Annotated in this window: 8 protein-coding genes; all 8 read left to right on the top strand. The window is 67.5% G+C overall.

All coding sequences use genetic code 11. The features are described from left to right. The 8 genes from SD37_RS34080 (at nt 1) to SD37_RS34045 (ending at nt 13,426) form a co-directional block, all read left to right on the top strand. A complete protein-coding gene (locus SD37_RS34080; RefSeq protein WP_044851342.1) occupies nt 1-864 on the top strand; it encodes a TatD family hydrolase in 864 nt (287 codons plus the stop codon). After that, the gene (eboE, locus tag SD37_RS34075; protein WP_044851341.1) at nt 861-1,931 is read left to right on the top strand and encodes a metabolite traffic protein EboE; all 1,071 of its coding nucleotides are present in this window, start codon (nt 861-863) and stop codon (nt 1,929-1,931) included. Before SD37_RS34080 ends, eboE begins: the two co-directional genes overlap by 4 nt. Continuing rightward, nucleotides 1,928-3,301, top strand: a complete 1,374-nt coding sequence (locus tag SD37_RS34070; protein ID WP_044851340.1) for an alkaline phosphatase family protein — start codon at nt 1,928-1,930, stop codon at nt 3,299-3,301. Before eboE ends, SD37_RS34070 begins: the two co-directional genes overlap by 4 nt. A 104-nt stretch (nt 3,302-3,405) precedes the next feature. Beyond that, nucleotides 3,406-6,495 (top strand): ThuA domain-containing protein, encoded by a 3,090-nt coding sequence (locus SD37_RS34065; RefSeq protein ID WP_044851373.1) that lies wholly within the window; start codon nt 3,406-3,408, stop codon nt 6,493-6,495. Beyond that, nucleotides 6,495-7,499, top strand: coding sequence for a sugar phosphate isomerase/epimerase family protein (locus SD37_RS34060; protein ID WP_044851339.1), 1,005 nt, complete (start codon nt 6,495-6,497; stop codon nt 7,497-7,499). Before SD37_RS34065 ends, SD37_RS34060 begins: the two co-directional genes overlap by 1 nt. Nucleotides 7,500-7,509: 10 nt before the next feature. Continuing rightward, entirely contained in the window at nt 7,510-8,409 is a 900-nt protein-coding gene (locus SD37_RS34055) for a sugar phosphate isomerase/epimerase family protein (protein ID WP_044851338.1), read from the top strand. 14 nt (nt 8,410-8,423) lie between these two features. Next, nucleotides 8,424-9,440 (top strand): multicopper oxidase domain-containing protein, encoded by a 1,017-nt coding sequence (locus SD37_RS34050; RefSeq protein WP_037310885.1) that lies wholly within the window; start codon nt 8,424-8,426, stop codon nt 9,438-9,440. Between the two features lie 20 nt (nt 9,441-9,460). Then, nucleotides 9,461-13,426: a ThuA domain-containing protein gene (locus SD37_RS34045; RefSeq protein ID WP_044851337.1), complete on the top strand. Its 3,966-nt coding sequence runs from the start codon at nt 9,461-9,463 to the stop codon at nt 13,424-13,426. Nucleotides 13,427-13,449 lie beyond the last annotated feature (23 nt).

Genomic DNA, 13,449 nt, shown 5'->3' with positions numbered 1-13,449 from the left:
GTGCGTATCTTCGATCCCCACATCCACATGTCCTCCCGGACCACCGACGACTACGAGGCCATGTACGCGGCCGGTGTCCGCGCGCTCGTCGAACCGGCGTTCTGGCTGGGCCAGCCGCGCACCAGCGTCGGCTCGTACACCGACTACTTCGACGCCCTCATCGGCTGGGAACGGTTCCGTGCCGCGCAGTTCGGCATCCGCCACCACTGCACGATCGCGCTGAACCCCAAGGAAGCCAACGACCCCCGCTGCCGCGAAGTGCTCGACGTCCTGCCGAGGTACCTCGCCAAGGACGGCGTCGTCGCGGTCGGCGAGGTCGGCTACGACTCGATGACCAAGGAAGAGGACGAGGTCTTCTCTCGGCAGTTGGCGATGGCGCTGGAGCACGACCTCCCGGTCCTGGTGCACACGCCGCACCGCGACAAACTGGAGGGCACCAAGCGCACGCTCGACGTCGTCCGTGAGGCCGGGATCGCGCCGGAGCGCGTGGTCGTCGACCACCTCAACGAGGTCACCGTCAAGCTGGTCAAGGATTCCGGCGCCTGGATGGGCTTCTCCATCTACCCGGACACCAAGATGGACGAGCACCGGATGGTCGAAATCCTGCGCCAGTACGGGCTGGACAACATGATCGTCAACTCGGCCGCCGACTGGGGTCGCTCGGATCCGTTGAAGACCGCCAAAACCGGGCAGGCGATGCTCGACGGCGGCTTCACCGAGGCCGACGTCGACAAGGTGCTGTGGCAGAACCCGGTCGAGTTCTACGGGCAGAGCGGGCGGCTCACCCTCGACCCGCTGCCCGGGTTCACCGGCGAGGCGGCGACCTTCGAGGGCAACTCGGTTCTGCGAGGTGCCCGCAAATGATCTCCTACTGCACGAACGTCCATCCCGCCGAGAACGTCGACGGCATCGTCGCGCAGCTGGAGCGGTACGCGCTCCCGGTGCGTGAGCGGCTGGGCGCCGACCGGCTCGGCGTCGGACTGTGGCTTTCAGCGCCGGTCGCGCGCGGGCTCGCCGAAGACGCCGGGGCGCGCAAGCGGTTCCGTGCCGAACTCGACGCCCGCGGGCTGTCGGTGTACACGCTGAACGCGTTCCCGTACGGCGGATTCCACGACGACGTCGTCAAGCACGCGGTCTACCGTCCTGAATGGACTCATCCGGACCGGGTCGCGTACACGATCGACTGCGTGAACGTGCTCTCCGAACTGCTCGCCGAGGACGCTTCCTACGGCAGCATCTCCACGCTGCCGCTGGCCTGGCGTGAACCGTGGACCGAGCAGGACGACCGACGCGCCACCGAGGCCTTCGCCGAGGTCGTCCGCGCGATCGGTGACCGGCCGATCAAACTGGCCGTCGAGCCGGAACCCGGTTGCGTGCTCGACACCGTGGCCGACGCGCTCGCTTGGCTGTCCGGCCGCGTCGACCCGGAGTACGTCGGACTGTGCCTGGACACCTGCCACCTCGCGGTGTCGTTCGCCGACCCGGCGGCGACCCTCAAGGCGATCGTCGAGTCCGATGTGGACATCGTCAAGGTGCAGGCTTCCGCCGCCCTGCACGTGGAAAAGCCCGCCGAAGCCCGTGAGGCGTTGGCCGCGTTCGCCGAACCGCGGTACCTGCACCAGGTCCGGGAGCTTTCGGGCGGTGTCGTGCACAAGGCCGACGATCTCCCCGAGGCATGGACGGAGTTGCCGGGGGAGGGGCCGTGGCGCGTGCATTTCCACATGCCGCTGCACCAGGCCCCGGCCGCTCCGCTGTCCACCACGACCGACGTCCTGCGCACCGTCGCCGCCGGGTTGCCCGGTGAACCGCATATCGAGGTCGAGACCTACACCTGGAGCGTGCTCCCGGACGCGGGTGACCTCGTCGGCGGAATCGCCGCCGAACTCGAATGGGCACAGGCGAACCTCGTCAAGGAAGGGGTTTCCGCGTGAAGCCGCTGGTCGTCATCGACGTCGTCGGGCTGACCCCGAAGGCGTTGCGGGACATGCCGAACCTGTCCGCCGTCGCCCGCGACGGCTGGCAGGCCGAACTGGGCACGGTGCTGCCCGCCGTCACCTGCAGCGCGCAGTCGACCTTCCTCACCGGGCTCATGCCCGCGCAACACGGGATCGTCGGCAACGGCTGGTACTTCCGCGATCTCGGCGAGATCTTCCTGTGGCGCCAGCACAACCGGCTCGTCGGCGGGGAGAAGCTGTGGGAGACCGCGCGGGCGGCGCACCCCGGCTACACGTCGGCGAACGTGTGCTGGTGGTACGCGATGGGGATGAGCACCGACGTCACGGTGACCCCGCGCCCGATCTACCACGCCGACGGCCGCAAGTCGCCGGACGCCTACGTGCGCCCGCCGGAACTGCACGATCAGCTGACCGGGCAGCTGGGGGAGTTCCCGCTCTTCCAGTACTGGGGGCCGACGGCGTCGCTCAAGTCGAGCAAGTGGGTGATCGGCGCGTCGCGGCAGATCCTGCGCGAGAAGCGTCCTGACCTGTTGCTGACCTACGTTCCGCATCTGGACTACGACCTGCAGCGCTTCGGTCCCGACGCACCGCAGGCGGCGTTGGCGGCGCGGGAGCTGGACAAGGCGCTGGCGCCGCTGCTCGACGACGCCCGCAACGCGGGGGCGACCGTGGTCGCGCTCAGCGAGTACGGGATCACCAACGTGCACCGGCCGGTCGACATCAACCGAGCACTGCGGCGCGAGGGTCTGCTGGAGGTCTACACCCAGGCGGGGATGGAATACCTCGACCCGTGGGCGTCGCGCGCGTTCGCCGTCGCCGACCACCAGGTCGCGCACGTCTACGTCCGTGACGAGTCCGATGTGGAGCGAGTCCGCTCCATCGTCGGCGAGCTGACCGGCGTCGACGAGGTCCTCGACCGGGAGGCGCAGGCCCGCTACGGGCTGGACCACGAACGGGCAGGCGAACTCGTCGCGGTCGCCGAGCCGGACTCGTGGTTCACGTACTACTACTGGCTCGACGACGCGCGGAAGCCCGACTTCGCGCGCGGCGTGGAGATCCACCGCAAGCCGGGCTACGACCCCGCCGAGCTGTTCTTCGACCCGGAGGACAAGTTCGCCAAGGCGCGGGCCGGGCTCAACCTGGCGAAGAAGTTCGCCGGGCTGCGCTACGCGATGGACGTCGTCCCGACCGATCCGCGCTGGGTGCGCGGTTCCCACGGACGGCTCCCGGATTCCACTGAGGACGGTCCGGTGCTGCTGTGCAGTGACCCGGCCTTCCAGCCCTCCGGACGCATCGGTGCGACCGACGTCCACCCGCTGCTGTTGTCGCTGCAGGGCCTGAAATAGGAGGAAAAGCTCCACCCGCACCCCTTTCCTGATCGCCGTCGCTCATCGAAAGGATCGCTACTGCTATGTCCTTGAAACGACGACTAGGCGTGCTCGTCACGTCGATGGTCACCGCTCTGACAGGCGTCGCGTTGCCGATGCAGACCGCATCGGCGCACGAAGCGGCCACGGTGCTCGTGTTCTCCAAGACCGCGGGCTTCCGGCACGATTCGATCCCCGACGGGATCAAGGCGATCAAGGAACTGGGTGCGCAGAACCACTTCGGAGTGGAAGCCACCGAGGACGCGGCGGCCTTCACCGACGCGAACCTCAAGCGTTTCGCCGCGGTGGTCTGGCTTTCCACCACCGGTGACGTGCTGAACGCGGACCAGCAGGCCGCGTTCGAACGGTACGTGAAGGGAGGCGGCGGGTACGTGGGTGTGCACGCCGCCTCCGACACCGAGTACGACTGGCCGTGGTACGGCGAACTGGTCGGGGCGTACTTCAAGTCCCATCCGCAGATCCAGCAGGCGAACGTCAAGGTCGAAGACCATGACCATGTGTCCACTCATGATCTTCCGGCGACCTGGCCGCGCACCGACGAGTGGTACAACTACCGCGAGAACCCGCGCAGCAACGTCCACGTGCTCGCGAGCCTGGACGAGAAGAGCTACCAGCCCGGTGACGGCGCGATGGGCGACCACCCGATCGCCTGGTGCCACGAGAACTCCGGCGGCCGCTCCTGGTACACCGGCGGCGGGCACACCAAGGCCTCCTACACCGAACCGGCCTTCCTCAAGCATCTGGCCGGTGGCATCAAGTACGCCACCAGACTGAGCGCGGCGGGCTGCGCCAAAACCCAGGAAGACCCGGTCGACGCGGACTTCGACCAGATCACCCTGGCCAAGGGCGAGGAGAAGACCGGCGAGCCGATCGCGCTCTCGGTGCTGCCCAACCGCGACGTCCTGCACACTTCGCGCGACGGCCGCGTCTGGTACACCAGCTCGTCGGCGACGACCTCGCTGGCCGGGCAGATCCCCGTCTACAACCACGACGAAGACGGCCTCCAGGGGGTCGCCATCGACCCGGACTTCGCCAGGAACCGCTGGGTCTACCTGTACTACGCGCCCAAGTTGAACACCCCCGCCGGAGACGCGCCGGAGAACGGCACCCCGGCCGACTTCGCCCCGTTCAAGGGCTACAACCAGCTCTCGCGGTTCAAGCTGGGCACCGACAACAAACTCGACATCGCCAGCGAGCAGAAGATCCTGCAGGTCCCGGCCGAACGCGGCATCTGCTGCCACGCGGGTGGAGAGATCGACTTCGACGCGAAGGGCAACCTCTATCTGTCCACAGGGGACGATTCCAACCCGTTCTCCTCCGACGGGTACACCCCGATCGACGAACGCGCCGACCGCAACCCGGTCTACGACGCCCAGCGCAGCTCCGCCAACACCAACGACCTGCGTGGCAAGGTGCTGCGGATCAAGGTCGGCGCGGGCGGCAAGTACACGATCCCCAAGGGCAACCTGTTCCCCAAGGGCACGGCCAAGACCAGGCCCGAGATCTACGCGATGGGCTTCCGGAACCCGTTCCGGTTCGCCGTCGACCGCAAAACCGGCTGGATCCACCTCGCCGATTACGGTCCCGATGCCGGTGCGGCCGATCCGAAACGCGGTCCTGGCGGCACGGTCGAGTTCAACCTGATCAAGAAGCCCGGCAACTTCGGCTGGCCGTACTGCATCGGTGACAACCAGCCGTTCATCGACTACGACTTCGCCACCAAGCAGTCCGGTGCCGCGTTCGACTGCGCCAAGCCGAAGAACACGAGCCCGCGCAACACCGGGCTGACCGACCTGCCGCCGGTCGAGAAGGCGTGGATTCCCTACGACGGTGGTTCGGTGCCCGAGTTCGGCACCGGTCCCGAGTCCCCGATGGGCGGCCCGGTCTACCACTTCGACGCGAAGAACCCCTCGCAGACCAAGTTCCCGGAGTACTTCGACGGCAAGACGTTCGCCTACGAATGGGAACGCGGCTGGATCAAGGAGATCACCGTCGGACCGAACGGTGAACGAGGCGCCATCAAGCCGTTCTTCGACTCGATGGACCTCGTCCGCCCGATGAACCTCGAATTCGGCCCGGACGGCGCGCTCTACGTCCTCGACTACGGCACCGGCTACTTCGGCGGCTCAAAGGAATCCGCGGTCTACCGCATCGACTACACCAAGGGCAGGCGGACGCCGGAGGTCAAGGTCGCCGCGGACAAGACGTCCGGTCAGGCGCCGCTGACCGTCAAGTTCGACCCGGCTGGGACGAACGATCCCGACGGCGGAGCGCTCACCTACGCCTGGGACTTCGACGGAAACGGCACGACCGATTCCACCGAGGCCGCACCGGTTTCCCACACCTACTCAGCGAACGGCCAGTACACGGCGAAGCTCTCGGTCACCGATTCCACCGGGCTGACCGGCTCGGCGAGTGTGGTGGTCACCGTCGGCAACACCGCGCCGGTGGTCACGCTGAAGACCCCGGCCAACGGCAGCGTGTTCAGCTTCGGCGACCTGGTCCCGTTCAAGGTCGAGGTGACCGACGCCGAGGACAACCCGATCGACTGCTCGAAGGTGACCGTCGAATACATCCTCGGCCACGAGGGCCACGGGCATCCGCTGAGCCGGGCGACCGGCTGTGAGGGCACCATCGCCACCCCCGCCGACGAAGGTCATGGCGCGGACGCCAACGTGTTCGGTGTCATCAACGCCAGCTACACCGACAACGGCGGCAACGGCGTGCCGGCGCTCACCGGCGAGGCCGAGTCCATCCTGCAGCCGAAGCTGAAGCAGGCCGAGTTCTACAGCCAGTCCAGCGGGATCGAGGTCGTCGCGCATGCCGGGGCCAGTGGCGGCAAACGCGTGGGCCACATCGAATCCGGTGACTGGATCAAATTCGACCCGGTGAACCTCGTCGGCGTGAGCGGCATCGGCTACCGGGTCTCGTCCGGCGGCGCGGGCGGCACGATCGAGGTCCGCTCGGGCGCGGTGGACGGGCCGCTGGTCCAGACGGTCACCGTCGCCAACACCGGTGGCTGGGACACCTATGCCGACCTCCCGGCCACCGCCATCACAGACCCCGGTGGGACCGGCCCGTTGTTCCTCGTGTTCAAGGGCGGTTCCGGTGGCTTGTTCGACGTCGATGCGATCACCTTCGAGGAGCAATGATGAGTCGTCCGATCACTCTGTTCACCGGCCAGTGGGCGGATCTCCCGTTCACCGAGATGTGCAAGCTGGCCAGCGAATGGGGCTACGACGGCCTCGAAATCGCCTGTTCCGGCGACCACTTCGAGGTCGACCGCGCACTGTCCGAAGAGGACTATGTGCCCGGACGCCTGAAGCTGCTGGCCGACCACGGCCTCAAGGTGTGGGCCATTTCCAACCACCTCGTCGGCCAGGCCGTCTGCGACGACCCGATCGACGAACGCCACCAGGCCATCCTCCCCTCCCGGGTGTGGGGCGACGGTGAACCGGAAGGCGTCCGGCAGCGGGCGGCGAAGGAGATGGCCGACACCGCCCGCGCGGCGGCGAAACTCGGGGTGGACACGGTGATCGGCTTCACCGGATCCAAGACCTGGAAGTACGTCGCGATGTTCCCGCCGGTCTCGCAGGCGGTCATCGACGAGGGCTACCAGGATTTCGCGGACCGGTGGAACCCGATCCTCGATGTCTTCGACGAAGTGGGCGTGCGGTTCGCCCACGAGGTGCATCCGTCGGAGATCGCCTATGACTACTGGACCACGAAACGTGCGCTCGAAGCTGTCGGCGACCGTCCGGCATTCGGGCTGAATTGGGATCCTTCGCATTTCATCTGGCAGGACCTCGACCCGGTCGGTTTCATCCTCGATTTCGCCGACCGGATCTACCACGTGGACTGCAAGGACACCAGGAAGCGGTTCGACGGGCGCAACGGCAGGCTCGGCTCGCATCTCCCCTGGGGAGACCCCCGACGCGGCTGGGACTTCGTTTCGACCGGGCACGGCGACGTGCCGTGGGAGGACTGTTTCCGGGCACTGAATTCGATCGGCTATTCCGGTCCGATCTCGGTGGAGTGGGAAGACGCCGGGATGGACCGGCTCCGGGGCGCGGCGGAGGCCGTGACCTTTCTGCGGGGGCTCCTGTTCGACAAGCCGTCGGCGGCCTTCGACGCGGCTTTCAGCAACCAGAAGTGAGGGCGGTTTCATGTGCGGTGAAGAAGCTGAGCAGTTCCACTCTCGACGGGCGCTCCTCCGCGGCGCGGCGACGGCGGCGGTCGCGGTGGGGGCGGCGGTAGCCCTGCCGGGCCTTGCCAATGCCACCACCTCCACCTCGGACGAGGCGGAGCCCCAGGGACACGGCCACCACGGTCGGGGCCGGGTCCCGGTGGACAAGATCAGCATCCAGCTCTACTCCCTGCGCACCGCGCTGCAGGCCGACCTGCCGGGAACCCTGTCCGCGCTGGCGGACATCGGCTACCGGAAGGTCGAACTCGCCGGGACCTACGGCCGCACGGCCGAGGAATTCCGTGCTCTGCTGGACAAGAACCACATCAAGGCGACGTCGACCCACGTCGGCATCGACGGCGATCTCGACAAGACCATCGCGGACGCGAAGGTCCTCGGGAACATCCGCGCCAACGTGCCGTGGGCGAACTTCGACACCATCGACGGCTGGAAGCAGTTCGCCGGACGACTCGACACGGCCGCGCGGAAATTCCGCCAGGCGGGTATTCCGCTCGGCTACCACAACCACGCGCACGAGTTCGCGCCCATCGGCGGCGTGCGCCCGTACGACGTGCTCACCAGGAACACGAACCCGCGTTACGTGCACCTGGAGATCGACCTGTTCTGGGCGGTGGAAGGCGGGATGGACCCGGTTTCGTTGTACCGGCAGCACTGCCCGCGCGTGGTGCAGTACCACGTCAAGGACCGGGCGGCGGACGGGAAGATGGTCGACCCCGGCAAGGGCGTCATCGACTTCCCGCGCATCTTCTCCCACACCCGTCCCCACCTCGCCGAGTACATCGTCGAGCACGACAACCCCACGGATCCCCTGAGCACCGCCCAGACCGGATTCACCTATCTCCGTAACGTCCGCTTCTAGCTGGGGAATCCACAATGGACAAGAACAACCGCGGGCTGTCCCGCAGATCGATGCTCGCGGGCACCGCGGCCGGGGTCCTCGCCCCGGTCGTGGTGTCGGCGAGCGCCGGTTCGGCGCCGGCCGCCGCGGCCGGGATGACCCGCAACATCACCATCTACGCCGACTACGTTCCCGGTTCGACCCGGGTCGGCTACGGGCTGGAGCCCGGTAAGCCGACGATCCCCGGTCCGCTCCTGGAGTGCTACGAGGGCGACACGCTGGTGATCGAACTGGTCAACAACACCGACCAGCGCCTCTCCATCCACCCCCACGGCGTCAACTACGACACCAAATCCGACGGCTCCCCGTTCAACGACTCCTTCAACAAGCCCTACGAGACCAAGACCTACACCTGGAAGACCAGGACCGCCTACCAGGCGGCCACCGGTTTCTGGATGCCGGGCAGCGCGGGGTACTGGCACTACCACGACCACGCGTTCGGCGGTGACCACGGCACGGTGGGCCTGATGAAAGGGCTCTACGGCGGCCTGATCGTGCGCAAACGCGGGGATCTGCTGCCCAGCAAGCAGTTCACCGTGGTGTTCACCGAAATGTGGATCAACCACCAGGTCGCCCCGAACACCCCGATCTTCGAGGCGAACCTCGGCGAACGCGTCGAGTTCATCTGCATCGGGCACGGCAACCTGATGCACACCTTCCATCTGCACGCCCACCGCTGGGCGGACACCCGCACCGGCATGCTCACCAGCGCGACCGACAACGCCCCGATCGTCGACAACAAGACCCTCGACCCCGGCAACTCCTTCGGGTTCCAGGTGATCGCCGGTGACGGCGTCGGGCCGGGCGCGTGGATGTACCACTGCCACGTCCAGCAGCACTCGGACGACGGCATGTCCGGGGTGTTCCTGGTCCGCAACGCCGACGGCGGGATGCCGGCCGGCGCCCAGGAGGCGATCGACCGCTTCAAGGGACACCAGCACAGCACCACGTCCACTCCGGACGCCACCGGCGCTTCGGCCCACCACCACTAGTCTTCGAAAGGAGCGAGAACTTGAGACGAATCTTTTCGCAACGTCGGCTCCGCAGACGGTCACTGGCCGCACTGGCGGTCGGCGCCGTCGTCACCTCCGGGCTTCCGCTGGCCATCGCACCGGTCGCCGCCGAAGCCGCGACGAACGTCCCGGTGAACGTCCTGGTCTTCCACGGCACCGCCGCGGACCAGAAGGACCCCGTCCTGCGCGCCACGGACGCGATCGCGAGCCTTGGCCAGGCGAACGGGATCTCCGTTTCGTCCTCTTCGGACCCGGCGGTGTTCACGCCGTCGAACCTCGCGAAGTACCGCGGTGTCGTTTTCCTGTCCGCGCAGGGCATCACGCTCAACCGTGACCAGGAAACCTCGCTGCAGAACTACATGAAGGCGGGCGGTGGTTTCCTCGGGCTTTCCGACGCCGCGCGGGCCCAGGACGGGTCGCAGTGGTTCTCCGGGCTGATCGGGGCGCGCCCGGTGGGTGCGCGCCCGACGCCGGAAGCGGTCGCCTCGGTCACCGCGAGCGCGGAGAACCCGCCCAACGAGACCAAGGAAAAGCTGGCCGACAACAACGAGAACACCAAGTGGCTGGCCTTCGCGTCGACAGGCTGGGTCGCCTACAAGCTGGCCGCCCCGGTGGCCGTGAGCAGCTACGCGCTCGTCTCGGCGAACGACTTCGCCGGGCGTGACCCCAAGAACTGGACCCTGCAGGGCTCCAACGACGGGACCACGTGGACCGATCTGGACACCCGGGCAGGCGAGACGTTCCCCGACCGGTTCGTGAGCCGGACCTTCACCTTCACCAACACCACGGCCTACTCGAACTACCGGCTGAACATCACCGCCAACGCCGGTGACTCGATCATCCAGCTGGCCGACTTCAAGCTGTTCAAGGACAACTCGACCACTCCGCCGCCGCCCGAGCCCGACCCGGCGCAGGCCACGGTCGACGTCCTCGACAAGGCGAACCCGGCCACCGCCGGCCTGCCGCAGAAGTGGGTCCGCACCGACCGGTGGCTCAACTGGGAGGTCAACCCGGTCGGCACCGTGCACACCGTCGCGCAGGTCGAGGAATCGACCTACAAGCCGGGTGTCGGCGCCAACGGCGCGTTCCACCCGATCTCGTGGTGCCGTGACTACGACGGCGGCCGCTCCTTCTACACCGGTATGGGCCGGACCGAGGCGAGCTACGGCGAAGCCCAGTTCCGCAGCCACATCCTCGGCGCGCTGAAGTGGACCACCGGCATGGTGCGCGGGGACTGCAAGGCGGGGATCGCGGCCAACTACAAGGTCGAACGCCTGACCGGGATCAACCAGACGGGCCAGCTGGACCAGATCGGCGAGCCGCACGGGCTCACCATCGCGCCGAACGGCCGGGTCTTCTACATCGGCCGCGCGGCCTGCGCCGGCAACGTCGTGCCCGCGCCGAACGACTGGACCAACCCCGAGATCGGCGCCGGCTGCGGCACGATCCACCAGTGGGACCCGGTCACCAAGAAGCCGAAGCTGCTCACCACGCTCAAGGTGATGGGCAACCGCGGTAGCGGCGACGAACTGGTCAAGAACGAGGAAGGCCTCCTCGGTCTCGTGCTGGACCCGAAGTTCAGCGAGAACGGCTTCATGTACGCCTACTGGATGCCGCACGCGTCGGTCGACATCGACAAGCGGATCGGCAAGCGCACGGTCTCGCGGTTCACCTACGACCTGAAGAACCAGACGCTGGACCAGGCCACCCGCAAGGATCTGCTGTCGTGGGACGTCCAGGTCCACAGCTGCTGCCACGCGGGCGGCGGGATGGACTTCGACAAGGACGGGAACCTCTACATCGGTTCCGGTGACAGCAACTCGTCGCAGGGCTCCAACGGGTACTCCGGCAACAACTGGACCCAGGACTACAAGGGCGTCTCGTTCCAGGACGCGCGCCGCACCGCCGGGAACACCAACGACCTCAACGGGAAGATCCTGCGGATCCACCCGGAGCCGGACGGTACCTACACCAACCCGGCCGGGAACCTGTTCCCCGAGGCGAACGACCCCGGTAACAAGACCAGGCCCGAGATCTACGTGATGGGCGTGCGGAACATCTCGCGTCTGCAAGTCGACAAGAAGACCAACTGGCTGACCGCCGCGTGGGTCGGCCCGGACGCGACCTCGCCGAGCCCGGAACTCGGCCCGGCCAAGTACGAGACCGCCACGGTCATCACCGAGGCCGGCAACCACGGCTGGCCGTACTGCATGGGCAACAAGCAGCCCTACCGTGACCGCAGCAGTACCGACGCCGCGGTGCTCACCGGCTGGTACGACTGCGACAACCCGGTCAACACCTCGCCGCGCAACACCGGCCTGGTGAACCTGCCGCCGATCAAGAAGAACATGATCTGGTACTCGCCGGACGGCGGCGGACCGGTGTTCCCCAACCGGCCCAACAGCTCCGTCCCGACGTACAACGCGGCCGAGGCCACCTACACTCAGCCCTACCTCAAGGGCGGCGGCCAGGCGGTCATGACCGGGCCGACGTACCACCGCGAACTGGTCAACACCAACAGCGGCGTCGCATGGCCCGCGTACTGGAACGACAAGTGGTTCATCGGTGACCAGAGCAACGGGCAGAACCGGATCGCGGTCACCCTCGACCCGAACGGCGTCGCGAAGCAGGATCCGCCGGTGTTCGCCGAGACGGTGCGGCAGATCATCCCGACCGGTGGTGGCGACACCAAGCTGAACCAGTGGATGGACGCGAAGTTCGGGCCGGACGGCGCGCTGTACGTGCTCGACTACGGCGGCGGCTTCTTCACCCTGACCAACAACCAGAAGCTGCTGAAGATCAGCTACGTCGGCGGCGAGGCGACCCCGTCGGCCGCGGCGGCGTCGACCATGGTGCAGAACAAACCGCTCACCGCGGCCTTCACCGGGTCGAAGTCCGGCGGCGTCTCCTACAAGTGGGAGTTCGGCGACGGCACGATCTCGACCCAGGCCGACCCGCTGCACACCTACCCGCGCACCGGGCTCTACACCGCCAAGCTAACCGTGACCTACGCGGACGGCGAGACGGTGACCACGCGGAACTCGGTGAGCGTCGGCTGTCTCGTGGCGGATCCCGGTGCCACGGTGACCATCGGCGACACCGACACCGGGGTGACCAACCGGAACGCGGGCGGTGGCTGCACGGTCGACGACCTGATCGACGACGAGAGCACGTGGACCTCCCACGCCGGCTTCGTCAACCACGTCACCCAGGCCGTGAACCGGCTGGGCGACCTCGGGGTGCTGAACGGGGCCGAGTCGGACAGGATCAACGCCGCGGCCGCCGCGTCGCCCATCGGCAACCCGGGCGTCACCGGCTACGACGCGATCTACGACGGCACGGCCGCGTCGTTCCGCAACTGGTCGCAGGCGCCGTCCGGGCAGTTCGCCATCCAGCCGGACGGGTCGCTGCGACCGTCGGGCGGGCTGGGGATGCTGTGGTACTCGGCGCGGCAGTTCGGCAACTTCTCGGTGAAGCTGCAGTTCAAGGACATCGCGCCGTCCGGCAGCGCCAACAGCGGGGTGTTCGTCCGGTTCCCGGACCCGCGCACGCCGCTGGAGCAGCGTCCGCCGGGCAGCTGCGGCACGGTCGGTTCGGCGAGGACGTCGCAGGCCTGGGTCGCGATCTACTGTGGACACGAGGTCCAGCTGTACGACGGGGCCACCGGTGAACCGCAGAAGACCGGGTCGATCTACAACTTCGACCCGCGGACACTGGACCAGGCGGGCGTGAAGCCGAAGGGGACCTGGAACGAGTACGAGATCAAGGTCGTCGGGCAGAAGTACACGATCATCCGCAACGGCGTGGTGATCAACGAGTTCGAGAACGCACCGGGGATTCAATCGTCGCGGGCGGGTGACCCGTCGACCGACTTCCGGCAGTTCGTCAGCGGGTTCATCGGTCTGCAGAACCACGGTGACAACGACCTGATGGAGTTCCGCAACATCCGGGTGCGGCAGCTGTAGCGCGAAAGCCGGCCGGGCGCGAC

This window comes from Amycolatopsis orientalis (assembly GCF_000943515.2).
GTDB classification, from domain to species: Bacteria; Actinomycetota; Actinomycetes; order Mycobacteriales; family Pseudonocardiaceae; genus Amycolatopsis; species Amycolatopsis orientalis.
This window is presented reverse-complemented; position numbering and strand designations above follow the sequence as displayed.

Bases quoted from the DNA above. Each gene is read 5' to 3' on its own strand.
- SD37_RS34055 (WP_044851338.1), top strand. From the start codon at position 7,510: ATGTGCGGTGAAGAAGCTGAGCAGTTCCACTCTCGACGGGCGCTCCTC.
- eboE (WP_044851341.1), top strand. From the start codon at position 861: ATGATCTCCTACTGCACGAACGTCCATCCCGCCGAGAACGTCGACGGC.
- SD37_RS34065 (WP_044851373.1), top strand. From the start codon at position 3,406: ATGGTCACCGCTCTGACAGGCGTCGCGTTGCCGATGCAGACCGCATCG.
- SD37_RS34050 (WP_037310885.1), top strand. From the start codon at position 8,424: ATGGACAAGAACAACCGCGGGCTGTCCCGCAGATCGATGCTCGCGGGC.
- SD37_RS34060 (WP_044851339.1), top strand. From the start codon at position 6,495: ATGAGTCGTCCGATCACTCTGTTCACCGGCCAGTGGGCGGATCTCCCG.